The 24,812-nt window shown below is 67.6% G+C and carries 28 protein-coding genes and 1 pseudogene; 3 read left to right on the top strand and 26 right to left on the bottom strand.

Going from position 1 to position 24,812, the window contains the following annotated elements; translation table 11 throughout:
- Positions 1-162 precede the first annotated feature (162 nt).
- Genes ACZK4S_RS13560 through ACZK4S_RS13600 form a run of 9 tightly spaced genes read right to left on the bottom strand, consistent with a single transcriptional unit; the run spans position 163 to position 8,693 of the window.
- Entirely contained in the window at positions 163-756 is a 594-nt protein-coding gene (locus ACZK4S_RS13560; protein WP_463644632.1) for a hypothetical protein, read from the bottom strand.
- Positions 753-2,216: a peptidoglycan DD-metalloendopeptidase family protein gene (locus ACZK4S_RS13565; protein ID WP_463644633.1), complete on the bottom strand. Its 1,464-nt coding sequence runs from the start codon at positions 2,214-2,216 to the stop codon at positions 753-755. Before ACZK4S_RS13565 ends, ACZK4S_RS13560 begins: the two co-directional genes overlap by 4 nt.
- The gene (locus ACZK4S_RS13570; RefSeq protein ID WP_463644634.1) at positions 2,216-3,700 is read right to left on the bottom strand and encodes a putative type IV secretion/conjugal transfer ATPase; all 1,485 of its coding nucleotides are present in this window, start codon (positions 3,698-3,700) and stop codon (positions 2,216-2,218) included. The genes ACZK4S_RS13565 and ACZK4S_RS13570 overlap by 1 nt, the downstream gene beginning before the upstream one ends.
- Positions 3,700-5,205 (bottom strand): SCO6880 family protein, encoded by a 1,506-nt coding sequence (locus ACZK4S_RS13575; protein ID WP_463644635.1) that lies wholly within the window; start codon positions 5,203-5,205, stop codon positions 3,700-3,702. The genes ACZK4S_RS13570 and ACZK4S_RS13575 overlap by 1 nt, the downstream gene beginning before the upstream one ends.
- Positions 5,186-6,685, bottom strand: coding sequence for a hypothetical protein (locus ACZK4S_RS13580; protein ID WP_463644636.1), 1,500 nt, complete (start codon positions 6,683-6,685; stop codon positions 5,186-5,188). Before ACZK4S_RS13580 ends, ACZK4S_RS13575 begins: the two co-directional genes overlap by 20 nt.
- Before the next feature lies 1 nt (position 6,686).
- On the bottom strand, positions 6,687-7,457 hold the full coding sequence (locus ACZK4S_RS13585; RefSeq protein ID WP_463644637.1) for a hypothetical protein: 771 nt from the start codon (positions 7,455-7,457) through the stop codon (positions 6,687-6,689).
- A 2-nt stretch (positions 7,458-7,459) separates the two neighbouring features.
- Complete coding sequence (locus tag ACZK4S_RS13590) at positions 7,460-7,792, bottom strand: hypothetical protein (protein ID WP_463644638.1); 333 nt, start codon at positions 7,790-7,792, stop codon at positions 7,460-7,462.
- Complete coding sequence (locus ACZK4S_RS13595; RefSeq protein ID WP_463644639.1) at positions 7,789-8,526, bottom strand: hypothetical protein; 738 nt, start codon at positions 8,524-8,526, stop codon at positions 7,789-7,791. Before ACZK4S_RS13595 ends, ACZK4S_RS13590 begins: the two co-directional genes overlap by 4 nt.
- The gene (locus tag ACZK4S_RS13600; protein ID WP_463613852.1) at positions 8,523-8,693 is read right to left on the bottom strand and encodes a hypothetical protein; all 171 of its coding nucleotides are present in this window, start codon (positions 8,691-8,693) and stop codon (positions 8,523-8,525) included. Before ACZK4S_RS13600 ends, ACZK4S_RS13595 begins: the two co-directional genes overlap by 4 nt.
- A 241-nt stretch (positions 8,694-8,934) precedes the next feature.
- Here ACZK4S_RS13600 and ACZK4S_RS13605 point away from each other — a divergent pair, with 241 nt between their 5' ends.
- On the top strand, positions 8,935-9,627 hold the full coding sequence (locus ACZK4S_RS13605; protein ID WP_463644640.1) for a DUF3800 domain-containing protein: 693 nt from the start codon (positions 8,935-8,937) through the stop codon (positions 9,625-9,627).
- A 214-nt stretch (positions 9,628-9,841) separates the two neighbouring features.
- On the opposite strand, the gene ACZK4S_RS13610 is transcribed toward ACZK4S_RS13605, so the two are convergent.
- The 8 genes and pseudogenes from ACZK4S_RS13610 to ACZK4S_RS13645 form a co-directional block, all read right to left on the bottom strand.
- Complete coding sequence (locus ACZK4S_RS13610; RefSeq protein ID WP_463644641.1) at positions 9,842-10,618, bottom strand: hypothetical protein; 777 nt, start codon at positions 10,616-10,618, stop codon at positions 9,842-9,844.
- A 298-nt stretch (positions 10,619-10,916) separates the two neighbouring features.
- Positions 10,917-11,411 carry a MucR family transcriptional regulator gene (locus tag ACZK4S_RS13615; RefSeq protein WP_463644642.1) on the bottom strand — a complete coding sequence of 165 codons (495 nt, stop codon included), beginning with the start codon at positions 11,409-11,411 and terminating at the stop codon, positions 10,917-10,919.
- A gap of 158 nt (positions 11,412-11,569) precedes the next feature.
- Positions 11,570-12,433: a nucleotidyl transferase AbiEii/AbiGii toxin family protein gene (locus tag ACZK4S_RS13620; RefSeq protein ID WP_463644643.1), complete on the bottom strand. Its 864-nt coding sequence runs from the start codon at positions 12,431-12,433 to the stop codon at positions 11,570-11,572.
- Positions 12,430-12,699: a hypothetical protein gene (locus tag ACZK4S_RS13625; RefSeq protein ID WP_463644676.1), complete on the bottom strand. Its 270-nt coding sequence runs from the start codon at positions 12,697-12,699 to the stop codon at positions 12,430-12,432. The genes ACZK4S_RS13620 and ACZK4S_RS13625 overlap by 4 nt, the downstream gene beginning before the upstream one ends.
- A gap of 186 nt (positions 12,700-12,885) precedes the next feature.
- A pseudogene (locus tag ACZK4S_RS13630) lies at positions 12,886-13,104 on the bottom strand (type IV toxin-antitoxin system AbiEi family antitoxin domain-containing protein); the annotation flags it as partial.
- Positions 13,105-13,223: 119 nt separating this feature from the next.
- Positions 13,224-13,595: a ubiquitination-like system serine protease family protein gene (locus tag ACZK4S_RS13635; RefSeq protein ID WP_463644644.1), complete on the bottom strand. Its 372-nt coding sequence runs from the start codon at positions 13,593-13,595 to the stop codon at positions 13,224-13,226.
- An 11-nt stretch (positions 13,596-13,606) separates the two neighbouring features.
- A complete protein-coding gene (locus ACZK4S_RS13640) occupies positions 13,607-14,812 on the bottom strand; it encodes a DUF6791 domain-containing protein (RefSeq protein ID WP_463644645.1) in 1,206 nt (401 codons plus the stop codon).
- Positions 14,787-15,062, bottom strand: coding sequence for a multiubiquitin domain-containing protein (locus ACZK4S_RS13645; protein WP_463644646.1), 276 nt, complete (start codon positions 15,060-15,062; stop codon positions 14,787-14,789). The genes ACZK4S_RS13640 and ACZK4S_RS13645 overlap by 26 nt, the downstream gene beginning before the upstream one ends.
- 201 nt (positions 15,063-15,263) lie before the next feature.
- Here ACZK4S_RS13645 and ACZK4S_RS13650 point away from each other — a divergent pair, with 201 nt between their 5' ends.
- Together ACZK4S_RS13650 and ACZK4S_RS13655 are read left to right on the top strand one after the other, a co-directional pair.
- Positions 15,264-15,734, top strand: coding sequence for a helix-turn-helix domain-containing protein (locus ACZK4S_RS13650; RefSeq protein WP_463644647.1), 471 nt, complete (start codon positions 15,264-15,266; stop codon positions 15,732-15,734).
- Positions 15,731-16,282, top strand: a complete 552-nt coding sequence (locus tag ACZK4S_RS13655; RefSeq protein WP_463644648.1) for an ImmA/IrrE family metallo-endopeptidase — start codon at positions 15,731-15,733, stop codon at positions 16,280-16,282. The genes ACZK4S_RS13650 and ACZK4S_RS13655 overlap by 4 nt, the downstream gene beginning before the upstream one ends.
- A 101-nt stretch (positions 16,283-16,383) precedes the next feature.
- On the opposite strand, the gene ACZK4S_RS13660 is transcribed toward ACZK4S_RS13655, so the two are convergent.
- The 9 genes from ACZK4S_RS13660 to ACZK4S_RS13700 form a co-directional block, all read right to left on the bottom strand.
- The gene (locus tag ACZK4S_RS13660) at positions 16,384-17,115 is read right to left on the bottom strand and encodes a hypothetical protein (RefSeq protein WP_463644649.1); all 732 of its coding nucleotides are present in this window, start codon (positions 17,113-17,115) and stop codon (positions 16,384-16,386) included.
- Entirely contained in the window at positions 17,102-18,760 is a 1,659-nt protein-coding gene (locus ACZK4S_RS13665) for an Eco57I restriction-modification methylase domain-containing protein (RefSeq protein WP_463644650.1), read from the bottom strand. The genes ACZK4S_RS13660 and ACZK4S_RS13665 overlap by 14 nt, the downstream gene beginning before the upstream one ends.
- 145 nt (positions 18,761-18,905) lie before the next feature.
- Positions 18,906-21,851, bottom strand: coding sequence for a tetratricopeptide repeat protein (locus tag ACZK4S_RS13670; protein ID WP_463644651.1), 2,946 nt, complete (start codon positions 21,849-21,851; stop codon positions 18,906-18,908).
- Positions 21,848-22,306, bottom strand: a complete 459-nt coding sequence (locus tag ACZK4S_RS13675) for a pilus assembly protein TadG-related protein (protein WP_182800759.1) — start codon at positions 22,304-22,306, stop codon at positions 21,848-21,850. The genes ACZK4S_RS13670 and ACZK4S_RS13675 overlap by 4 nt, the downstream gene beginning before the upstream one ends.
- Positions 22,303-22,728: a TadE/TadG family type IV pilus assembly protein gene (locus ACZK4S_RS13680; RefSeq protein ID WP_463644652.1), complete on the bottom strand. Its 426-nt coding sequence runs from the start codon at positions 22,726-22,728 to the stop codon at positions 22,303-22,305. The genes ACZK4S_RS13675 and ACZK4S_RS13680 overlap by 4 nt, the downstream gene beginning before the upstream one ends.
- A 5-nt stretch (positions 22,729-22,733) precedes the next feature.
- Complete coding sequence (locus ACZK4S_RS13685) at positions 22,734-23,558, bottom strand: hypothetical protein (RefSeq protein ID WP_463644653.1); 825 nt, start codon at positions 23,556-23,558, stop codon at positions 22,734-22,736.
- Positions 23,559-23,650: 92 nt separating this feature from the next.
- Positions 23,651-24,241, bottom strand: a complete 591-nt coding sequence (locus ACZK4S_RS13690) for a hypothetical protein (RefSeq protein WP_463644654.1) — start codon at positions 24,239-24,241, stop codon at positions 23,651-23,653.
- Positions 24,242-24,254: 13 nt separating this feature from the next.
- Positions 24,255-24,644 carry a TadE/TadG family type IV pilus assembly protein gene (locus ACZK4S_RS13695; protein ID WP_073187670.1) on the bottom strand — a complete coding sequence of 130 codons (390 nt, stop codon included), beginning with the start codon at positions 24,642-24,644 and terminating at the stop codon, positions 24,255-24,257.
- The gene (locus ACZK4S_RS13700; protein WP_182800764.1) at positions 24,619-24,795 is read right to left on the bottom strand and encodes a hypothetical protein; all 177 of its coding nucleotides are present in this window, start codon (positions 24,793-24,795) and stop codon (positions 24,619-24,621) included. Before ACZK4S_RS13700 ends, ACZK4S_RS13695 begins: the two co-directional genes overlap by 26 nt.
- Positions 24,796-24,812: the final 17 nt, after the last annotated feature.

Here is a 24,812-nt window from a genome sequence, read left to right on the forward strand (position 1 = left end):
GGCCGAGTTTGTCGATCATGGGACTTGTCGTCCTGGTCCGGGTACACAGAAGACTACGGCGATGGGGGGTCGCTGGAGGCTTCCGGCTGGATGGTGTCGAGGGATGTCGACACCGCTTTGGGTGTGATTCTGGACGCTACCCGGCTCGGCGGGGCCCGGATCCTACCATCGGCTGTCCTTCGTGCGCCGCGAGCCACCCACAGCTCGGTTGGGTGGGCTTGTCAGGGTGATGGCGATGGCGATCCATCCGTGTGTGCTGTCGGGATCGAGGATCAGGGTGACGTCGACGACGTCGCCGGTGTCGAGTCGGTGGCGGGTGGTGATCTGCAGCGGATCGACCTCGATCACATGGACTGGGCCGTGCTGGGTGCCGGCGGCGGGGGTGAAGCGGGGGTCGTCGAAGCTGGCGATCAGTGCCTCTGCCGCCACACCCTCGAGACGCTCACGCCTCAGCTGCTGGCTAGAGGTCAACCAGCCAACGACGAACTCAGAGGCCGCGGTGACCGCCGAAGCGATCTGGGCATCGTCGGGCGGGTCATGGGGATGCGCGTCGCCCGTGGCCGGGGTGGTGTCGAGTTCGTCGTCGCCCACCCACCCCTCCTCGGGGCCCCTCTCCCCCACCGACCCCGGCGAGGCGCCCGGGGCAGGAAGGGTCTCGGCCGGGATGGGTGCCAGTGGCGGCGTGCCGCTGCAGCTGGCCAGGAGCGCGACGAGCACCGTGACGGTGAGAAGGCGGGCGGCCGGGTGTGGGGTCATGGGGCGAGTCCTCGGGTGCGGAACCAGCGGTCAGGGTCGGTCGGGATACCGCCGACGCGGACTTCGAGGTGGAGGTGGGGGCCGGTCACGTTGCCAGTGGCCCCGACCCTGCCGATCACGGTGCCGGCGGTCACGCGTTGTCCGACGGCGACGAGGATGGCGGATTGGTGGGCGTAATAGATGACGGTGCCGTCCGCGTTTGTGAGGGTGGTGAGGTTGCCGTAGGCGCCGGCGACGCTGGCGCGGGTGATGGTGCCGTCGGTGACGGCTTTGATGGGGGTGCCGGTGGGGGCGGCGAAGTCCAGCCCGGTGTGGGCCTTCTTCCACCGGGGTCCTGTGTCCCCGAAGCGGGAGGTGAGGCGGTAGCGGTCGACGGGCAACACCACCGAACCTGATCCGAGGGTGGTGGTGCCGGTTCCTCGGGTGCCGTGGACGGAGATGTGGACGTGGTCCAGGTGCGCCGCGGACGGGTCGGAGCCGGTGTAACAGGAAGCGTTGTCGCCGCAGTGTCGCCAGCCCTCGTCGGCTCTGGCGGTGGACCAGAGGTGTTCGCGCCAGATGATGTAGGTGACGCCGAGGGCGTTGGCGTTGGTGCGGGCCCATTCCGCGATCTCCGTGCCGAGGGCGATGCCGGCTGGGGAGAAGTAGTTGGGGATCATCACGTCGACCGCCCGGCCGGTGCCATGATCGCGGGGATCGCCGGGCCGGACTCCGAGCAGCGACTTGATCTGCGGCCACTTGGCGTGGATGCAGCGCATGACGCGCAGCGCATCGGGGGTTTGGCCCTGCTCCGACGGCATCCCGGTCGGTGCACAGTCCAGGCTGGGATCCATCGGGCCGCAGTTGGCGAGGCCGGCCGGATTCCCCGAGAAGAGGGTGACGAGGGTGCGGGCCAGGCCCTCGTGCTTGGCGTAGGCGTCGGGGTAGGCCGACACCTGCACCTTCTGCGCGGCTTCGGCGACCGTGAGTTGTTGCCAGCCGTCGATGTCCGTGAGGCCTGGGATGTGCCAGCCGGAGGTGGTGGTGTGGCCGAGGTAGAAGGTGCGGGCCTGGTAGGCGTCGTCGGCCAAGATGCGGAGGTTCTCGTCCTGGGTGGTGCCGTCGGCGTACCAGCCGACCAGGGAGCGCTGCTGAAACAACCCGACATCCCCATCCCCGTTCGGGGTCGAGGCGGCGGGGTGGGCGCCGAGGGCGGATTCCTGCATCGCGGTGGCGATCCCCACCACCGCCCCCGCCCGCCCGACACCGGTCTCAAGGGCGGCGGCGTAGATGGTGGCGGCGCGGTTCATCTGCCCCTGGTCGAGCTCCACACTGGTGGGGGTCTCGCCGGCCCAGCCGACGCAAGTGGCGGCCACGGATTGGGTGTGGTTTTGGGGTCCGGCGAGGGCTCCGGCGAACACGATCACAGGAGCCAGCGGCAAGGTGAGCGCCGCGGCGATGGCGAGCAGTGCCTTGAGCATCAGGTGTGGAGTTTCTGGTTGGTGTCGGTCAGGGGGGCCTCGAGGTCAGGGTGGAGGGTCAGCGCCACCTTGTGGAGGCGGGGCCCCACCGCGATGAGGGCTCGGCCTTTGCCGCCCATGGCCCAGCCGGTGACGATGTCGCGGGCGACCGGGCCGAGGTCGAGGAGCTGCTCCAGGTCGTCGGCGACTTCGGCGTCTTGGCCGAAGAGGACCTTGATGTCGCCGAGGTGGAGGAGGTCTTTGGCGATCTGCTGGGCCTGCGACCCGGCATGCCCCGCCCCCAGGTAGTCAGAGGGCTTGTGGGCGTTGGCGATCTCAATATCGCCATGCGACCTCGACAGGCGCAGGTCGGCGTCGAAGCTGGAGACGGCGCCGGTGCCGAGGCGGAGTTGTCGCCAGACTTCGTCGCGGACGTTGATCCTCCGGCGACCGGTGACTTGGCGCATGGCGGTGCCCCACGAGTTGAGACACGTCAACGCCATGCCGACGGCGTCATCGCCCAATGGCAACAGGCGGGACAGGGATAGGGATTGGATCGGCGCGTTCCAGTCGATGGTGACGGTGGTGGGGGCGTCGAAGATCCCGGCGAACACACCCGAGATGAGTTGCGCGACCGCATCCCGCAGGAGTCTCGTGTCGTCGAGGAAGGTGTGCCGGTCCGGGTAGCGGAGCTCGGCGATGAGGTGGTCGCTGGGTGAGTGGAGTTGCTGCCACACCTGCGGGATCACAATCGGCCGCAGCTCGCGGGTATCGGTGGTGGTGTGGGTGAGTTCGTGGAGGACGGCTGTGAGGACCTGTTCCTCCGTCGGCCCCACCGCGACCTTCCTGTCGCCGATGCTTTGGGATCCGATCAGTGAGCGGAGGAGGACGAGCCAGCGCCCGAAGATGATCGCCTGCCGGCGGTGCTGCTCCTCCTTGTCGAGCTGGCCCCAGTTTGTGGCGAGGGGTCCGGGGTCGAGGGGGTTGAGGCGGGTGGGCATGCCGGGGCCGATGGCGAAGGGTTCGACGCCGAAGTGGCGGCACATCAGCTCGTACTCGTCCTTCGGATCCCCGAGGATCAGGGCCTGGTAGCCGAACGCGAACATGCGGTTGAGGAACGCCTTGACCCACGCCGATTTCCCGCGGCCGGGTTTCCCGAAGACGAAGATGTTGGGATTGGTGACCGGTATCGAGTCGTTGAGGACCCAGCCGTGGGGGTCGACGTAGAAGGTGGCGCCGTTGCTCATGTCGGTGCCCATCGGGGCCCCGGTCGGCGGCAAAGGGCTGGCGGTGAGGAAGGGCCAGAACACGCCGGCCTGGTCGGAGGTCATCTGGTACCGCTTCACCGCAGGCCGTGACGCCACCCACCCCGCCCCCCTGGCTGGTTTGCCTCGCCAGGGCGGGGCTGAGGTGAACTTCCGCACCGGCCGCTGGTCGACGGTGGCTGGTTTCGCGGGAAGGTCGTGGCCGAAGTCGGCCAGCAGGCGGTTGATGCTGCGGGCCATCACTGGTGCCTGGTGGTGAGGCTGACCCCGAGTGGGAGGGTGGCGGTGACGAAGGCCAGGTCTTGGGACATGTCGAGGCGCTGGGGGGCCATGCCGCGGCGGCGGATCGCCGCATCCAGCCGGCGGCCGAACTCCGCCACCGGGGCCGTCGCGGGAATGGTGACGGAGCAGAGGGCGTAGGGGTGGCTCATGGTGGCGCCCATCGCGAGCTGCACCTCGACCCGGTCCAGTTTCGCCTGGCGGCGGTGGTCCTTCGCCCCGGTCCGCACACCAAGCCGGTCCTTCAACCCTTGGCCCAGGCTCTGGCCGAACTCCTGCTGCGCCGCCTTCCGATCCGCGGCCGACTGCTTCTCGATCGGGAACACGACCGTGACGCTGCGCCGCTCTACCGCCTCGCTGGGGGCAAGGACGTGTCCCCAGCCGCCCATCGTCGCGCCACGCTCGGGCAGCTTCACCGTTGCAGTGACCGTAGCCCACGCATCATGCGCGTAATGCCGCACGGCGGCGTACGCCTGGGACGGGCCGGCCAACGCCCACGGCACGGAAGCGTTGACCGAAGCGTCTGCGTTGGCGTCGTGGGCGGCCGCGATCAGGCCGGCGCGGTCGCCGGGGGCGAACCCCAGCCGCACGACCTGCGCAAGCTCTGGCGAGGTGAGCCATTCGATGTCGCGTGCGCCGATGGGGCCGGTGACTACTGATCCGATCTCGGTGGCCAGGGAGAGGAGGGTGTTCATCCGGCCATCGGTGGCGCCGCCCATGTGGCGGGCCTCACGGCTGAGTCGGTTGTCGGGGATGACGAGGGTGATGAATGCTTCGGTGCGGACCCCGGCCTGGGACCAGCGCAGGTGCTCGATCTGCGTCGCCACCGACGTGACCGGCGCATCAGGGACGATGTTGGCGCGTAGCCACAGTTCCCGCTCGGTGCAGTCATCGGGGGTGGTGCGCACCATCAGGTGGATCTCCGAGATCAACTCCCCGCGGGCGGCGGTGTCCAGCAGCTCGGTCAGGCCGTCGGCGTACCGGTTGCACAGGGCGTCGGTGGCCATCGCGATCCCGTCATGCTCGATCCGGGCGGTGATCGCCCACGACCTGGCCGCAGCGTGTTTGATCACCGCGATCCGCCTTTGGGCGAGTCCGATGGGTGGGCCGTCGAGGACTTCGACGCCGGTCAGGGCTCCGGGCATGTCGAGCTCGTCCAGGTCGCGGAGGGTGCCTGTGGCGGCCTTCGATCGGAAGGTGAGCCAACCGTTCAGGCCGGCGATGGCGAACGCGGCGGCGGCGGCGAGCCAGCCGACGGCGGGGCGGCCGCCGAGGGGGACGACGGTGAGGAACAGCAGCAGCAGCCACACCGGTACCCACATGATCCCGGCCAGCCAGCGTTGTGAGCTGATCGCCATCCACGCCGGGAACGTCGCGAGCGTCAGGAACAGCAGCTGGGGGACGCTCAGCCCCCAGATGACGCCGGCCTTCGGGGTGGTGAACGCGTCAAAGGTTCTGGCCGCCATTGTGGTCCTCCGCTTCTCTCACAGCCACAGGAGGCTGCGCCGCACGCTGCGGCTGGGTTGATGTCGTCGTGGTGGCGACCTGCGCCGGATGAGGCTGCGCTGGATGAGGGGTGCGGCGGATGTCGCCGGCCGGGTCGTACGGGTAGGACGGGTCCCCGGCCCCCATGCCGGAGGTGGTGTCGTTGACCAGGCCGGTGGCGCGGGCGCCGACCTGCTGGAACCCGTCGACGAGCTTCTTCGCGCCGAGGATCACCCCCGCCGCCACCACCCCCACCGGCCCCGCAACCGCACCCACACCAGCAGCCCCGGCACCGGCGGCCGCGCCGCCCGCCGACGCACCACCAGCGGCGGCGCCACCAGCACCAGCACCAGCTGCCGCTCCACCACTGGCCGCGGCTCCGCCGGCTGCACCGCCGCCGGCCCCGGCTGCGGCCGGGCTGAAGCTGGAGCTCTGCGCCGCAGCGGCACGGCTCGCCGTGGCCGACTCCCCCGCACCACCACCACCGCCTCCCCCACCACTTCCGCTGCTGCGGGTCACAGCGGTGTGGGCGTGGCCGGCGGCTGAGGAGGCGCCGGTGGTGCCGGCGAGGCCCGCGCGGAACGAGGCACCGCTGGTGGTGCCCGGATCCACGAACGCCAACAACCGGAACAGCGCCACCGGGGAGAGGGCGGCGACGGCGATCATCACCACCGACGGCAACGCCAAAGCGACGGCCTCCTGGCCGGAGTCCTCCATCCCGAGGGAGACGCCGGTGGCGAGCTGCACCCCCAACCCGAGCATCAACGTCATCAACAGCGGCGCGATGGCGGCGGCGTGGAACCAGCGAAACGCCTTCCAAAACCAGGATTCGAACGGCTTGAACATCAACCCCGCGGCCGCGATCGGCGCGGTCGCGGCGATCACGATCAGCGACACCGCCCGACCCAACATCACCACCAGATGCGCCAACCCAGCCAGCCACAACACCAACCCCAACAACAACAACACCGTGGCGGTCGTGCCCGTCATCACCCCCTCAGTGAAGTCCAGACCCGTCGGCTCCCACTCCCCCAGATCAGCCGTACCCAGCAGCTGGATCCGCAGCGCCGTGTTCAGCCCTTCGACTGCGGTCACCACAGCGGCGCCGTAGGTGTACCAGAGCGTGCACACCAGCAGAAACTTCACCGCGCCGAAGAGGGCGCCGCCAAGGGAGAGGGCGTCTCGGCGGAGCACGGTGCCGACCAGCTGCACGATCAGCAGGATCAAGGCCAGGGACAGGCCGAGCCAGAGGGTGAGGCCGTAGACCGACCACAGGGCCGAGGAGGACCCGTCGGGGTTGAGGTTGGGGGTGAGGAACCAGTCCCCCAGCTGCAGGATCGCGCGCATCACCCACAACCCGGCACCCCACACCGCCATGCAGATCGCCACCCACGCATCCACCACAATCTGCCCACCCGCCGCGGCCAGATCCCCGAACAACTCCCCGATCTGCTCCCACATCTCAGGCGTCCCGCCACGTCAGCCAGCCAGCCTCAACCGCGAGTTCGGTGCCCGGCCACGTCGACGGCCCAGGCACCGGATGCGCCCCCGCCCCGACCAGCCAACGGTCTTCTCGCCAGGTCATGCGTTCGCAGTGCCCATAGGCCAGGCGGGCCTGGTCGCGGAACGTGTAGGTGATCTCCACCAACACACACACCACATGCCAGCCGTCGCCGTCAGAGCCCTTCACCTGCCCCGCCGAGGGGATCACCGTCAGTGACGCCCCCGGCTCCAAACCGCCCGGCATCCTCCCAGCTGTCAAGAACGACTGAATCAACCCCAACACCGGCCACGACCCCACCGAGCCCGTGGGGTCCTCGAACCAGGACTGCTGCACCCGCTGCGCATGACCCAGATCCATCGACCCGAGGACGGAGACCAGGATCTCCCCCAACTGCCCCACCGCCCCCTCCGGCGTCTGCGGGTAGCCGGTCGGGATACCCTCCGCCCCGACCTGATCCACCACAGGGATGTCGATCGTCGGCAGGGTGCCGAGGGCCGGGGTGCCGCCCGTGGCAGCTGCCGCAGACACCGGCAGCATCGGGGCGGCCGCGATCTCGTCACGCACCGTGACGCCGCCGGCCGGTAGCGAGTCGACGACCCTCGCCGTCGTGGGGGTGGTGGGGTCGTCGGCGACGGCGAAGTAGACGGCGAACCCCAGACCGCTCAGCAGCAGCAACGCCACCGACGTGACGGCGGCCAGCAGGGTCAGGTGCGCGCGATCGGGCCTCATGGTTAGCGGGTGACGCAGCCGTCGCCGAGGAACCCCGACAAGATGCCCGGGATCACGAGGTAGAGCAGTGCGGCGCCGAGGACGACGAACACCCCGATCAGGCCGCCCTTCGACACGTGCGGCATCGAGAACACCTTGCCCAGGATCACCGCCGCCACCGCGGCCAGGATTCCCGCCGGGAACGCCACCCACACCAGAGCCCACGAGAACCAGCCCAGGAACTCATCGACCAGGACCTGCGCCCCCGCCGGCGCCACCGGGCACACCATCCCCCGCCCCTCCGCCGGCACCACCACACCCGCAGACACGGCCTCGGCTACAAACTGAACGATCATGAGATTTCCTCCACACACGACTTGATGACATCGACCGCAGACCGCAGCCGACGAGGAAGCGGATCGGCAGCAACCCCACCGACCCGAAGAGACGCACATTCCGGCACCAGCAGCAGCCGCCCGTCGGCCGCCGCGGCACGCAGCCTCGCCCCGCACACCGAACCGACCGGCTTGGGCAGTGCCCGACCCGGGACACCGGTGATCGCTGGCACCACCCGCAGGCCGTCGACAGTGTCGAGACGGGCATTGAGACGCCGCACGCTCGGCACCGAACACGCCGCCACCACCACCAACACAGACACCGCCAGCAGAGGCTCGGCCCAAGCGCCGAGGTCCAGGACCGTGACCCCTGCGGCGGTGTCGGGGAGGATCGCAGCGTCGGGGTCGGTGCGACGCTCCAGCCGCAGCCCGTCGCGGGTCCCGATACTCCAGCCATGCTGGAGGCCGAGTTCAGCCGACGACGCGGCCGCCAAACCCGAGGTGTGCGGCACGCTGAGCTCCACCAGACGGCCGGCGCCGAGAGCCTCGGCGATCGCCAACGCCACCGTGGTCGTCCCCACCCCACCCGAGACACCGACCACACTCACCACCGCATCCGCAGCCGCAGCTGGCAGTTCCGCCACTGCTGCGGTGGCCGTTTCGGGTTGGGGGGTCGGGTCGGTGGTGAAGGCGCCGGAGTGGAGGGCGGTGTAGGCGGCGCGCAGCTCAGCCAGCGAGAACGTCGCGGTGGTCATCGCCGCGCCTCCAGGGCGGCCTTCAGTTCCTCCGGCGGAACGTCCAGCAGCTGTCGGCGGGCATCCAGCGCGTGCTGCAGCCGCTGAGTCCAGAACACCAACTGGTCGCAGGCCTCCGCCTCCCCCTTCGCAGCAACGATCAGCTGCTGCGTCTCCTCATCCGACATCTCCGTGGCCCCTCTCCCTGTCCTCGTGCTGTCCTGTCCCCTATGAACCCGGGCCAATCCCGGCCAGCGCGTGAACAGACTTTGCAGGTGGTGGTGCTTCCCAGCTCCGCCCGCGGGCCGTGGGCACTGGTCGCTGCTCGGTGCATGCCCGTCAGCCCGGTTCCGCGACAGGACCGATCCGTGCCGGCGTCAGACGGGCGGGGATGAGAAACTCATGGACGTGGCCGCGCGAGACGTTCAAATGAGACTGTTCATTGACGAGTCGTACGGCACCGATGACTACTACGTGGCAGGTGTTCTGGTCACCGAGGCCCAGTACCGGAACCTGGTCCACGGCCTGGAGGAGGTTCGTCAGCACGCCCGTCAGAAGTTCGGGGTGGGGCCAGAGGTCGAGTTCCACGGCCATCAGATCATGCAGGCCCAGGGTGAGTGGACGTGCATGTCGTCACAGCTGCATGAGGCAGTCGCCCTCTACCGCAACGTACTCCGGGCGATCGTCGGCTCGAGAGCCACCGTCCTGCTCGAAGGAGTCGACGTACGTCGCCTCAACGCCCGCTACCGCTACCCCGACTCCCCCTACGAAGTCACCCTGCGGCACCTGCTGGAACGAGCGGACAGCTGGTGCGCCACCTGGGGTGTCACCTGCCTGGTCACCGCCGACCTGATCGACCGCCAACAGGACTTCGCTGAGGCGATCGCCGGCTACACCAGAGTCGGGACCCCCGGGTTCCGACCCAGTCGCCTCGAACGGATCCTCGGACCCGAGTGGGTCGACTCACGCACCGAGCCCGGCGTGCAGGCCGCCGACATGGTCGCCTACATCCTTCGTCGCCACGAGGAAGTACAAGGCTCACCCAAGGCACAGCGTGCAGCCCGCTCACTGAGCCACGTGCTCAGCCCCGCGGTGCGCCACCAACGCAAATGGATCCCGTAAAAAGCTCGAGGGCCCCAGCAGGGCCCTCGGCGGACAACGCCCCGGCGATCCGGTTCGTCGTAGTCCCAGACTACCGCCACATCACCAAGAAACCTACATCACAACCAGGTAACTATCTGTGGCCGCGGACGATGCGCGGTCGTCCCATCGGATCACGCTTGGCATCTCACCCTTCTGACGGCGCGTGACCGGCCTCGCATACCAAGATCGGTCGTCAGGCGGCTGTGCTGCGTGCTGCTTCGCGTAGGACCGTTAAGGCTTTCCTGGCGCGGTACTGCAACTGGTCGACGGTTTGTCCGGGCTGAACCAGCTGCACGCACGCCGAGCGGGCGGTGATTCCCGCGCTGGACCGCGACGTGATCCCGTCCTCGTGGGCGGTGACCGCCAGCGCGACCAGCAGATCCATGTCTTCGCGGCTGAGGCCCGCCTCGGTCACCGCCCACCAGTACAGGTCGGTGGTGTGCAGTGGCCTCATGTACTCCCCGCGATGATTGAGGCGCTCCACCGCTTCAAAGTCCAACGTGGCCCGATCACGCCAGATCCGCTCCGCCGTCTCTCCCCAACCGAAGTCGCGGTCGATCGCCCGACCGACGCGGCGGGCGACCCCCTGCGGGATCCAGCCCTTCAGCGGATCGTTCCACGGATACTGCGCCACCTCGCTCCACAGATAGCCAGCCGCCACATCCTCCAGGTTCCTCACGTCATGGGTCATGGAAGCCCGCCGCATCACGGTGGCCTCACATGCGGGCAGCACCAGGAACACCAGCACCGCTGTCGCGGCGACCCGTGACTCCTCCACCAACGTCAGCCGGCCCAGAGCCAGGAACATCTCCCGGTCCTCCTGCCATTCGGCATCATCAATCCGCCACTGCGCGATCTCCCGGTGCGAGGCGAACTTGGCCAGCAGGGGTTCGCTCCTGGTCCACTGTGGCCAGGTGTCGTCGGCTGCCTCAAGTAGAGGGTCGAGATGGAGGGCGGCGCGCACGCTCATCGCAGGGGTCCTTTCGCGGTTGGTTCGCGATGAACCTCCCGCGGGCACCTCTCCCGTTGCCTACCCCCAAAGCCCGCCCCACGAGGGGTACGCCACCCCGATTCAGCGTTTGGCTAGGGGCGATGAACCTACCCCCGAAACCTGCACCGCACCCCTAGACAGCCACGCTCCAAGGCATGGCGCAACGCGATCTATGGCCCACCCGACTCCGAGCCGACGCCCACTATCCCTGGGGCGTTGCGGTCGTTTCACCCACCGCGGTGGACAACGCTGCGCACAACGAGGGTTGCGGTCCCCCTCAGTTCGGGGTTCCCCAGTCGGGGCGGGGATGGGTGCGCGCCATCCATTTCTGACTACGACCCAGGACTGCGGCGATCTCCGCCGATGTGACCCGGCTTCGCTGCAGCGACGCGATCAACGACCCAACCTCCTCGGGCGCCGCCCGCAGCAGGTCGTCGCGTTCCTCGCCGGTGAGGCGCCGCCATCGCGCCCTGGCTGGCTTCGGCTCCTCCACAGCGGTCCGGCGGTTCTCGAGCTCGACGAGGCGCGTGACGCGGCAGTCGTCACACAGCTTCCCCGGCACCGTCAGGATCGTGCCGCACCGCCCACACGGATGCGGACGACGCCGCGGCTGCCCCGCCGACACGACCGCCAAGGACTCCTCATCGGCGATCCCGTGCCGATCCCGATACACGCGGACCCTGAGTTCATGGGCACGGGCCAGATGGATACCGAGTTTGGCGAACCGCTGCCCACACTCATGGCACATGACCCCCTCGGCGGTGCGGTCCACCCTCCCCCATAATCCGTGACCACTCGGGTCACCGACCCTCAGATCGTCAACGGTGGGCAAGCCCAAACCCCGCTGGACTCTCCTCGCGTGGAACACGCACAGCGGATCAGCTGTCTGCGTCGTGCATCCGAATGCTCCACACCGCGACACGCTCACGGTCACAGATCCTGCTGGGTGCTCGGAGGGCCGAAGATCGGGTCGAGGACAGCGGCCACCCGCGCGATCTGGTCGTCGAGGAGCTCGTCCGCGACGGCCTCGAGTCGTTCCTTGCGGCGCCACGCGGCCCACTTGGCCTGGGCGACCTGCCCGTAGCCCGCCAGCACGCGGCTGACCGGTTGGAGGAGCACGCCCCGGTGGGCAGCCACCGCCGCCGCGGCCAGGCGCAGATCGTCGCGGTTGATCTCCTGACCATCCAGCTGGACGATGTCGACGTAGTCGCGCCAGCGGGTGCTCGTGATCCCGCGCTCCAGGATCGTCACGCCCTTCTCCGCGATGCTGGTCTCAGCGGCGTAGCCGAGCACCTTGATCGGATCCCCGTCGACACGCTCGATGCGCACCCTCCGCGGTGGCGGGACGATCGGATCCCCGGTGGAGACATCCCAGGCCGCGACACCGCGCCACACCCCGAGCCTGGCCCCGACCCGCACCCGGAACCCGGGATAGCCAGCCTCCTCGCGGATCTCAGTCACCTCGATGCTGCCCACGTCGAAGACAACCCCATCGTCGAGCTCCATCGCGGCCACGTCCCGCACCACCTCGACCAGATGTGCCGGCGTCACATCCGCAGAGATCGCGTTCACATCGACATCCTTGGTGGCTCGCCGCCACCCGTACGAGGCCAGCAGGATCCCTCCCTTGATCACGAAAGCATCGCCATGGCGGCTGCGGGTCAGCCGGTCGAGGAACGACTCCAAGACATGCCGGGTCAGATACTCCTGAGTCGGCGCCGGGCTCCCGGTCTTCGACGCCGTCGACCGCGCCGCCGCCTGCAAACGGCGGAACACCTCCTCCCCCGTGCTCACGTCAACGCCTCCAACGCCGCCAACGTCGGCGCCTTCGCACGCGGCAACACGAGGGCCAGCTCCACCAGACGGGCCGGTGTCCCGCCACGACGCAGCCACTCCTTCAACGCGTCCCGCGCCAACTCGTAGCCCACCTCGCCGCGGAGACGGAACGCGTCAACGATCGACCGCTCAGCCGAGTACAACCCGATCCGCAGATCCGACCCCGGAATGAGCACCTCCTCACGTCCCACACCGAACGTGTCACGGTCAAAGGAATGCCACACGATGGAACCACTGCCGGCAGGGATCCTCCCCCCACGAGGGATGGCCACCTCCAACCCGGCCGGAATCGCGTCAGTGAGTTCATGATGGGCCAACGCCGAGGCAAGACAGACCGTCGCATCCCGACGCCGCCTCGCGGCCTCGACCAGGTCCCAGTCCACGCCCGCGTCATCAACCGGCACATAGATCCCCCGAGCGATCCGCTCGTAGCGCCCATCCCGGACGGCCCGATACAAACCGCTCCGAGACAGACCCACCTGGGACGCCGTAGCCGGTGTCAATGTCGCCACCTCACCCACCCCCTTTGAGACGATCCGTACACAGCTAATGCTACCTGATGACGGATCAGCTCGCGTGATGGCTTTGGGCTTGGATAGCGCATCCAGGAGTTGGGACGTAACTGACATTGAGGTCAGAGCCCATGACAGCCGCCCTGATCGCACCGCAGGCGTTCAACGACGTTGTGTAGGCCATCAACACCGTCGTGGTCAACTCGATCGGAACCCCTCACACGGACCTGCTCAACTCAACGGACCCCTATTCGTCGCAGGAACCGCTTCCGCCAACGGTCCTTGACACGGTTCGCCTCCTCGAGCTTGAGCTGATCGGAATCCCGATGGAGTCGAGCCTCGTCGCGAGAGAACGGCCTTGCCCATCGAATGCTGCCGCGGTCGATGACGTAGTGCGACTGACACGGCAGCGACCAATTGCCGATCGACGGTCGAACTGAGATCGATCCGTCGAACGTGAGCACCCACTGTGCAGGGGACAACGGCGTGATGACCTCGCGACGGCATCCGCAGGCGCACAAGTGGGACGCTGTTGAGAACGAGGCTGAGACGTACAGCACCCCGGACTCCAACTCGTTCGGGAACGACGTCACGAACTCGGGAACCATGTTGCTCACTCTCACGCGGCGACCTCGACCTCGACCGCGTCGGCTACTTCAGTCTCAGGAGCGCCATTACGGATGGTTCCCGTGAAGACCTTGTAGACCGTCTCGGCCGCCTCTTCCGCTGACGCGTAGTACTTGAGGTACTTCTTCCAGTTGCCCACGGCGAGCACCGCGTTCAGGCAGTTCAGGTCTGATACCTGAATGTTTCGGTCGTACTCGTTCACGAGGCCGGTAGCTGTCGCGGTTGCCTGCTCGGGTTGGTCCGGGAAGTGGTTGACGACTGTCAGCAAGCCGGACAGACGCCCATCCTCGTCGCGGATGCCCATGCCCACCTCAATGGCTGGGATGCGCCGGATTCGGAGCCAGCTCAGGATCTGATTCTTGTCCTCGGACTCACCCGCGGCGAGAAAGACGAAGGTGCAGTTGCAAAGTACGTCCAGGTTCTCGGTTGTGACGTGGAACGGGTGAGGCTCGATACCCGTATGCATGCGGGAGAACTGTCGCGCAAAGTACTCCGCCTTATTTGGACGGTCCTTGAGGTCTTCGATGTCTGCGGCACCAGGTGCTCGGAAGGCGTTGTGGTTGTCGAAGACGTCTCCGTCGAACAGGGCGATGGTGTCCACCCAGGTCTTGGAGACGTGGTCGAGGATGTAGGAACCAGTCCCGCCGAGCCCAATGATGCCGATCCGCTGTCCGCGGAACCGTCCGTTGAACTCGGCGAGGCCGGCTCGTGCCGTGCCGGTGTCGGGGTAGACGAACGGCAGATCACTGGGAACCTCGGTCCAACCGGCTCCTGGCCTAGCGGTCACCGATGGGTCCAATGCCTTGGCCGGATGGCTGAGAACTCGCACATAGGACACGATCTTGTCGTACGTCGAGGCGAACATCCCCGTACCCTTCGGCTTGCTAGAGATCATGAACGAGGCCACCAGTTCCGGGGCGATGGCGTGCGACTCCGGTGATGGTCCGGCCATAGGTTGGCCCAGCTCGTCACAGGGGTGCTCGCCGATCCACCAGATCCGGTGGTCGCCAGCACCGTCCTGGACGATGTTTCCACTGAAGACGACGGGCAGCGCCAAGCGCCCATACGCCACGACCTTGGCGGCCGTAACGTATGGGACCTGCTCGACGATCAGATGGTCGCCCTCAAAGGAGAGGCAGTAATCCTCGGCGAGCAGCCTGCTCGTCGAGGGGTCAGCTGCGAACAGTGACGTAGACATCGAAGACCATGTTCGTCTTGACGTTGACCTTGCCGCCAGGGCGCAACGTCCCGGCCCCACCACCGTACGATCCACGCGAGAACTCGATGCGCGCCAGGTCACCTTCGGTGAGCGGCTCATTCGGGAACGCCAGGTCGTAGACCTGCTGGTAGGAAATCTCCCGCTCGGTCCACTGGGACCTGCGGGTGTTGACGAAGATCGTCACAGGCGGCTTGCCGTGACCAGGACTGGTGTTGTCGGCGGGACCCATGGTCCCTCCTTTCGCTAGAGCCCCGGGTTGAGGCTTTCCAGAACTGTATCAGCAAAGCGGCATTGCGTATCACGAGACACACCGTGTCGTGTCAGCGACGGGTCAACGGCGCGCTAGGCTCACGTTCATGGAACGGACACGCACAGAGGCGGCCAACGCTGCGGTCTCAGCATGACAGGGACCTCTGGCACTTCCCCGGGCATGGAGCGGCTCGACCTAACGCAGTTGGGTGCGCTGCTGCGCGAGCGGCGTGGGAACCTGTCGCTTCGCCAAGCCGCTGCTGAGGCTGGCGTCAGCTTCAGCACCTTCACCCGCATTGAGGCGGGTGCCCAGCCCGACCTGACGTCCTTCACGCTTCTGTGTGCTTGGCTCGGAGTTTCGCCCGGGCAGTTCTTCATGCCGACGGCGCTGCGCGAGGTGGCACCGATCGACGAAGCGATCGCGCACCTTGCTGCTGACCCACGCCTCGAACCTGATGCTGCGTCCAAGATCACCGAAATGCTGCGCAGCATGTACGACGCTCTGGCCAAAGCACCGGTTCAACGCCACGTGGTCGCTTGCCACCTCCGCGCAGCTTCGATGCTCCGGCCCGGAGTGCCGGAGCGGCTCAACTCACTCCTGGGCGAGATGCACGACACATTGGCCGCCCGTGTTGCTGCCGGGGAACTGTGACGCTACGACGCGGGTTCAAGGCAGAAGCCGAACGCGAGGCAGCGCGGGTTCGGAGAGAACTTGGCCTCGCCTCGCACGATCGGCTTGACCCACGTGAGCTTGCCAAGCATCTGAGGGTTTCGATCGTCGACGCCGCCGACTTGGTGGACATCAGCGAGCTCGAAGAGTTGGAGCGGCTCCAGGCGTTCGCCTTCTCCGCCGCCACCTTCGAGATCGATGACCGCAGGATCGTTGTCGTGAGTCCTCTCCGAACTCCGGGTCGGCAAAACAGCGATATTGCCCACGAACTGGCCCACATCATGCTGAAGCACGACCTTGCTGAGATCCGCGAGCTCAACGGGATGCCCTTCCGCACCTGCAAACCGGATGAGGAGGAGGAAGCAACGGCCTTCGGTGGCACGCTTCTTCTCCCGCGCCCACTCCTCCTCAGTGCAGCGCGCCAGCGAACGTCCGTCGATCAAATCGCCAGCCAGTACGACGTCACTGTCGAGATGGCGCGCTTCCGTTACAACACCACGGGTGTCGCCAAGCAGGCTGTTCCTCGATGATCCCTGTCGCCAACACTATCGGGGTATGTGTGGATCCATGACTATAGCTAGTACCCCGGCCGTGAACCTTTGCCCTGCAGGGGTGACGTGAAGGGCTCGGGCTACGCCTTGGTCACTTTGCCGTCGAAGCCCTCGTAGAGATCGAAGTTGCGCTCACCGATCAAGGCCACCAGAGTGTTGAACGCCTCGGTGAGGGGTACCTCGTTGTTGAGGTCGTTCGCCTCGTAGGCGCGAACCGATGGCAGTGTGTCGTTCAGATCGGCAAGCAGCACGTAGAACTTCTCGTACTGTTCGTCGCGTCCAGCAGGGTCCTGGCGTCCGGTGAACAGCCGCAGACGGGGGCCGGAGTTGAGAAACGTTGACTTTCTCCGCCCGGTGCCGTCGTCCTGGGCGCCGACGTCGAAGAACAGGAGCGCCGCAAGCACCGCATACGGGAATCTGCGATGCAGGGTTACTGCCTCGTTCAGCAAGTCTGCGCGGCGGTTAGTGAGGTTCTTCTGGAAGTTTCCAGTCGTGGCATCTCTGAATAGGATGGTCTTGATGCTCACAGCGAGGATCAGCCCCGATTCCTCCGTTGCCCAGGTGACGTCAACCTTCTTCGCGCCGATGCCACCCGCGAGGCGTCTCTCAGCGCCGCTGACACCGACCTCGCCTGGACCGCTGGGTCGTGCGCCGCTCATGCCTCGCTCGCGGAGCTCTTCGGCGACAGCCAGCGCAAAAGCTGCGGACAGTTTCTCGTTGTAGTTCTTCTTGGTGGCCTGGGGTGCGTTATCTGCTGGCTTCGAGCCGACCGAGCGGATGGCCGCTGTGAGTCGCTCGTCAATTGTTGGCACGACGACTCCTCGTCTCGCGTCGACCCGCGAGAGCGGCGCGCGCGTAGCGGATTTCCCTGACATCTGGACGTCGCATCCCCAGAGCTCGCACGAGCAGTGCGTCATCGACGAGTCGAGCGGCCTCCAGCACTCTCCCGCTGCGGAGCTTTCCGGCGACCTGTGGTCGGATCGCTCGTAGCTGCTCTGCGGCTGCTACCACTGTCTCGGGTGATGGGAGTGCCCAAAGGTCGGCTTCTCCGGGCTCCATCTTGAGCATGCCGCCGCCGTATGCCCGGCCGGTGAACTCGGCACCCAGCATGGTGACGGAGTTGAGGGCTGCAACTGGCAGCAACTCGCGTCCGATCTCTTGATGCTTCTCAGCCAGGTAGATGCCGTGGACAGAATTGAGGTGCAGGGCGTTTGCACTGTTGGTGGTCACACGAGGGGTGTCCGCGTTCATGTAGGTGAGCAGCAGGTCGGCTCGCCGTACAAGTGGAACACGCCACCATTCCTTCCGCACCCGGCACTTGTACGCCGTGTGCACAGAGTCCGCCTCACCCTTCGCGATGTAGGCGAGCGCAGCCTCCGAGGGAGCATCGGAGGGCCGAAATAGCATCGTCCGCTTCCCGGCCCGACCCAGCTCTGCGTGCGCGCGAGAAGAGAACTCCAATCCGCGCAAGTGAGAAGACCCAGGCGGCGACAGCCGTACCACGTCCCTCGGAAGGAGACCGAGTTCGGCCACGCGAGCGGGGCTAAGCGCGAAGTACTTGTTGTTTCCCGTCACCATGCCCAGGGTTGTCTCTCCCCACGTCTTCAGGGCAGCAAACGTTCCCTCGAGAAGTAGAGAACCATAGATGCCAGCGGCCTCTGGGGCGACTGTGGAGCCTGACCACTTCGCGGAGGGGTCGTCGGGGACCCATGTCGCAGCGATCGGCATCTCCGACAGCAGCGCGCCGGCGTCGCTGACCTGACGGATGCGTGCATAGTCTGTGGACCCGCCGTAGCCGTCAGCCAGGAGCAGCAATGCCTCCGTTTCAGCCTCAGCGAACACTCGCTCCTCGAATAGGACGAGATCAACTTGAGCGAAGTTCTCAAACAGAAATCGCCGGACAGGAGAGGCGTAATTCGCGTGCAGCAGTTCAGCCGGCAGCACGAAACCTAGCCGGCCCCCGGGCCGTAAGCTAAGCGCGCCATGGACCGTGAACGCGGCCCACGACGACGCCAACCCCGATAGGGCGACCCCGCCTCGCAGTGCGGCGGCGCGCGCCTTCGCTCTTGAGTCGCCAGAGAAGTCCTGGAAACGGATGTAGGGCGGATTGCCCACTACCGCTGTGTATCGTCCGTCAGCTGGAGCATCGAAAAAGTCACCGACCCTCATCTCGACCGAGCCACCTGCTGAGCTGATACGAGCCGTGCCAGCGGCAGCGCTCCAAGGGTGCAGCTCGACGCCGTGCACGTGCGGCTCCAATACGCCGAGTTCCCGAAGTCGCGCCACGGCGTGCACTAGGAACTCCGCATCCCCGGCCGACGGCTCGAGGATCAGGTCGGTGCGCGACCTGACGGCCCAGTCAACGATGAACGAGGCGATCTGCGGCGGCGTGAAGAATGCCCCACGAGCCTTGCGGAGAGGCGCCGTGTCGAGAGGATCGCGCGCGCCAGGAGTCATGCATTTCAACTTACCTTGGACGGACGACCATCCGCGGCATGCGCTGCCGAGGAGTCCTCAGTTCGGTGAACCGAGGATCGGGCGCGTTGCCCCTTGCTCGGCTCATCAACGAGCGTGACCGACAGCGGTGGGGTGACTCCGATCCTCAACCGGTCTCGAGCCACCTCGTCTGATCGAGTATGCCGCTGGCTCGGGCGGTGAGATCGAGGTCTGCGTTGTCACCGAGGGCGTCGGCGAGGATCCGGCGGGCGGAGGTCGAGTGGCCTTCGTGGACCATGATCCCGGCCAAGTCGAGGCGCGCGGTTTCGGAGTCGGGGTCGGCTGTCAGGGCGATGGTGGCGGCGCGTTTCGCGGCGTCGAGGTCGCCTGACTGGAGGTGACCGGTGACGAGGATGTGGGCGACGTCGGTGACGGCGCAGATCATGTGGTGGTCGACGCGGTCGCCGTCGATGAGCCAGGTCCAGCCGGCGGGGCGGAGCTGGTCGAAGGGGCGTCCGGTGACCAGCTGCAGCGCGGTTTCGAGGTCTGCGATGCCGTCTGGTCCGCGGGTGATGCCGCGGGTGCGGAGGCGGCGGAACAGGTCGGCGTCGACGAGGAGGTCTTCGACGAGGTAGAGGCCTACTCCCCTGGCTTTGGCTTGGGGGGAGGCTTTGGCGTCGGGGAGGTGGGGGGTGCTGGTGTGGGGGTTGGTGCCGAGCCACAGGCGCAGGGTTGAGATGACGGTGCGGGCCCGTTCGACGGTGATGCCGAGGGCTGCGGCGACCTGGTCGCCGGTCACGCCGTGGGGGTGGAGGGCGAGGTAGGCCAGGGCTTCGGTGTAGTAGGCCTTCTGCTTGGCCAGCGGTTTGCCGTGGCAGCGGGCCGTGACGGGCCCGAGGAGCGAGAGGCGGGGGTAGGGGCAGGAGGGGGAGAACCAGGCCCGCACCTGCGCATCAAGGTCCGGATCCCGGTCCTGCAACGCCTCCGCGACCGGCTCCGGCACCCGGGGCGCCACCGTGATCAGGTCATCGCTGGTGACGACGGCAGTCTCGATGTAGGCGTGGTCGGGTTCGGGGAGCACCGACTCGACCGTGTCGGGGTCGTCGTTGTCGCGGTCGGCGCGATGTTCGGGGAGTAGGTTGCCGGTGACGTCGACGAGCTCGTCCGCCCTGGCTGGTTGGGTGTCGTCGCGGGTGGCGGCGGCGAGGAGGTCGGCGCAGCCGGCTGCTTCGTCTTCGGTGAGGCCGACGGCGGTGAGCTCGAACCCGAATCCGCGGATGCGTCCGGCTGGTGTTAGCGCCAGATCCCCTCCACTCGGTGTGAGGGTGAGGATGGCAACACCGGTCTGGTGGGGGTGGTTCGCGATGAGCGCAGCCAGCTGCTCGAGATCCTCCGATGGCTGGCCGGTGATGACGGCGGCCGCGGCCCAGGTTTCGTCGCCGGCCTGCACGGCGCGTCCCTCAGAGGCGGACACCGCGTGGTGGGCGGCGCGTGCGGCGTTCGAAGTGGCGATGGCGAGGATCTCATCGAGGTCGGCGTCGAGGCGTCCGGGCGACATGCCGATCACTTGGGTGGCGGGGCCCGCGCAGGCGATCCGGACCCTGTCGGACCAGGGGTTGATGGCGAGTTCGGCGGCGAGGTAGCGGGTGAAGTCGGCGCTCATCACCGGATCCCCGGACACCGTGACCAGGCCGGCGTGTTCGAGGTTGAGGAGCACGACCCGGTCGGCGGTGTCGGCACCGATGGTGACCAGCAGCGGCCAGGGGCACGGACGGTCCGGGACCAGGTCGCCGACGGTCTCCACGGGGGCGGTGTTGGGCAGCAGCCACCCGTCGCAGTCCTGGATCCAGGGGGCGGGGAGCTGGTCGGGGGTGTGCACGACGATGGTGGCGTCGCGGGCGACGACGGCGGCGGTGAGGGTGGTGTGGGGGTCGAGGCGGCGCAGCACCTGGTCGAGGCGGGCCACCAGGAGGCCGGAGAGGCTCGTGGCGAGCTGTGCGGTCTGTTCGATGGGGGCCACCACCGGGTCGGGGGTGGCGATCATCCGGCCGGGGCGGCGGGTGCGGAACTGCTCCTTGCGTCGCGCGCCGAGCAGGGTGGAGATGCCGACGCCGAGGAACGTGCCGGCGCCGAGGAGCCCGGCGACCTCCCACGCATACATCGGCGCATCAACCCTGTCGGAGTCCTCGGCGATGTCCACGGCGGTGGCTTCCGCGCGGAGCGGGGTCAGCGTCGCCGGAGCCGCGGAGGAGATCGCCGTGGGCGCGGCAGCGGACGGCGCGGCGGCGGACGGCGTGGCGGAGGGCGTGACTGAAGGTGCTGTCGACGGGGTGGCGGCGGCCGGCGTCTCGACGGGGGCGGTGTCTTCGGCGGGGAGCAGTGCGGTGACGGCTTCGCGGCGAGGAGTCTCCGGCTGCGTCTGGGTCTGGGGTGCCGGTTCGACTTCCGAGGCTCGGGCTTGGCCGGGGAGGGTGAGGGTCCAGCCGACATCGATCTGGTCGGGGTCCTGCAGGACGTGCCCGGTGGGCTGTGGGGTGCCTTTGTTGGCGTCGTAGAGCTCGGGCCACCGACCAGGGTCGCCGAGGTGTTCCTCGGCGAGATCCCACAGGGTGTCGCCCTCGTCGACGACCACCGACTCCACTACTGGAGCTGGTGCGGTGGGTGGTTCGGGGCGGGGGTCCTGGCTGGGCAGCGCCACCGCCCCCGGCATTGCAGCGGCCGCCGGGACGGCGGCTGGGGGGATCTCTGGTTGGGTTGCGCCGGCGTTGAGGGGTGTGGCAATGAAGGCGGCGGCGGCCGCGACGACCAGTGCCCTGGCCAGGCCTTGCGGCATCGACGCGGCCGGCAGCCGCGGCGCTTTCACCCCGCGCAGCAACGCCACCGTCTCAATGAGGATGAGGATGGTGAGCCAGGCCCACAGCACCCACGCGGCGGCCCAGACCAGGACCAACAGGAAGCGGCCGGAGTCGGGGGCCAGCAGCATCCCCGCGAGGCGGTCGAGGGAGGGAAGGAAGCCGGGGAGTTGTCCGAGTTGGATCAGCAGCCAGGGGGCGCCGGCGACGATCCCGGCGATGGCGAGGATGGCGGCGATGCTGCGGAGGGTGCGGGTCATTGTTCGGTTCCTCCGAGGACGGATTTCACGGTCGCCGTTCCGGTCTCCGTGACGCGCAGGGTGGTGATGCCGATGATGGAGAGGAACTGGCAGTCGTAGGTCCCGGTGACGGTGACGGTGATGGTGTCGCCGCCGCTGATCGTGGTGGTGCCGGTGTAGGGGGAGGCGGCGACGTAGGTGTTGGCGGCCGCGATGGCGGTGTGCACATCGGGGCGGGCCCGGCCGGAGTCGAGGGTCAGGTGTTGTCCGCCGGCACGTGCTGCTTCGTCGGCGACGGCGCGCGCGTGCTGGGCGGCGCCGGCGTGGCCGGCGAAATCGATCCCGATGCCGATGGTCACGATGAACGCCACCATCGCGACCGACACCCACACCGACACCATTCCCCGCTCCCCACGCTTCTTCCCATGCCCGGAAGAACCCCGACCGGGGCGGGTCAGCGCGTGACGGGGGTTCATCGTCGGCTCCGGTAGGTGTCGACCGGCGAGGATCTCGTGGCGGTGAGGGTGCGGGTGGAGGGGAAGCCGGGGAGGCCGACCTGGAAGTCGACGGTGCAGGTCACGGTCACCGACACCACGGCCGGGGTCCCCAAAGGGGCGCGGAGGCCGGAGGCGTTCACCGAGACGTTCGAGCTGCGGCAGGTGGTGCCGGACTCGGTCAACGTGGAGGCCGCCACCTGGCGTGCGGAGGCGGTGGCGGTGCCGGTGTCGCGTTCGAGGGAGGCGGCGCGGGCGGCCTGGGAAGCGGCCGAATCCACCGTCATCTGCGCCAACGCGCCGGTGGCCAGCACGACCAGCAGACCGACCATGCCGAGCAGAACGGGCAGGATGATGGCGGTCTCGACGGCCACCATCATCCCCCGCTCACCATCACGCCTCATCGTCGTCAGCTTTCGGGGGTGACGACGTTGACGACCTGGACTTCGGCGATCCGCAGGGTAGCCGTGTCGGACAGCTGCGTGGTGATGGTGCCGCTCTGTCCGATGCCGGACCAGTTGACCACCCAGTGGGAGGTGGCGGTGATCGTGTACTCGCCATCCCTCTCGTACATGTGGCCGCAGTCCGGGGATGGTTCGTTGTGTACCCAGATCGAGCGCCAGGGCTTGCCTTGGCCGCAGGTGATGGTGGTGCCGTCGCCCATGTCCCACACGACCTTGTCGACCTGTCCGGTGGCGGTGACGGTGTAGCCGGCCTCAGACACGGACTTGGTGATCGGCCCCCACGTCGACGGGGTCGGGTTGGAGACCCACATCCACGCATTCCAGCCGACGTAGCCGAGGTCTCTGGGTGCGCGTTCGGCTTGTTCGGGGAAGGTGCCCATCCGGATCGCTTCGAGTTGCATCCGCTCCACCGCCCGCCTGGCGAGCTCCGCGGGATCCGGCGGAGCCGCCAACTGCGCCGCAGCCGCCCACAAGTCCCAGGTGTTGCTCCACCCACCCTCAGTGCCGGTCCGGCACTCGATGATCGTCCCGGTCGTGTTGCCCTCCCAGACTGGGTCGGTCAGTGGCGGCTGGTAGGGCTTGACGCGGGCGTAGCACTGCAGGTCGGGCCGCCAGGCCAGGCCCCACTGGATGCAGGGCAACTCCGCACCGCCACCGGTGAAGCAGCCCGACGGAGCCGAACCACCACCGCCAGCACTCCCCTGCCCGCGGCCACCACCCCCCGACGAGCCGGGCACATTCACCGACACCACGATCGTGTCTTCGTTCAAGAAGGCGCCGCCGGAGCCTTCTGCAGAGGCTGGCCGAACTGATGCCCCGACGAGGAGGGTTCCGAGGACGACCAATACCGGTAGGACTCGTCTCAGCATGATTCGACCGCCTCACTCTGTCCTCCGTTGATCCGCCAGCTGTTGCCGACCTGGACTACGTCGAGCCTGAAGTCGACGAAGCGCAGGCGGGCAGGGTCGAGGACCGAGTTGCCCTCAGCGTCGACCATGTCGCTGCTGGTGCTGTCGCTACACACGCGGACTTCCACGGACTTGACGCCTCCGGCCTCCACCACCGGACCCACCCCCTTGTAGGTGTACGTGCGCTCGCCGACTTGGACGATCCCCTTACTGCGGTACTCACCGATGACCTGCGACTCTGCCGAAGTGTGCGTCCCTGTTGTGATGTCGGCCACCTGCTGAAAGTCAGCCTCCAGGTCGCTCCGGACCGCGTTGAGTGCGCGGAAGTACTCCACCGCTGCCGCTTGGGCGGCTTCTTGTTCGGGTGACAGGGTGCTCGTGGGCGACGGTGAGGCGGTGGGGGACGGGCTCGGTGACGGCGTGATCGAGGGTGTCGCGGCCGGTGTGCTGGCCGTCGGTGACTGCGTCTCCGCCGGCTCTGGGGTGCAGGCACCGAGCAGGAACAGTGCGGCCAGGGCCGCGAGTGCGAGTCGTGTGATCATCATCTCTTCGTCTCCGTCAGGATGGGGTGAGTCGTTGGGTGGGTGAGGTGGCCGTGACCTGGATGGTGACGGGGAAGCCGGGGATGACTTGTAGGGCGGTGCCGGTGATGGTGACTGTGGTGAGTCGGGCGGCTCGTTGGGCGGTGACGTGGAGGTTGTCGATGGATCCGTTGTCGGCGGCTCGGGTGGCTGTGGCCTGACCGTGTGTTCCGGTGGCGTTGAGGGCTGCTGCTGCTCTGGCTCCGTCTTGTGCTGCTGCATGGGCGGTTGCTTGTGCCCAGGTGAGCATGGCCCACTGCATCGTCAGCCAGAGGGCGCTGATGACGAGCGGGAAGAGGATGGTGGCCAGGACGGAGGAGCTGAGGCCCCGTTGGTCCTGGTCAGGAGGGGAGGTTGGCCTGCACATATGCGGTGATCGCGGAGATGATCAGGACGGCGATCCCGACGGCGCCGGCCAGGAGGATCGCGTTCTCGGTTGACTGGGACAGACCCCGCTCATCCCGCACCCGGACACGCGTGTGGAGGGTGGCGGTGAGGTAGCTGTAGAGGGCAAGCATCGAAGTGGTTCCTTTCG

It is taken from the genome of Tessaracoccus zhenghani (assembly GCF_055326325.1).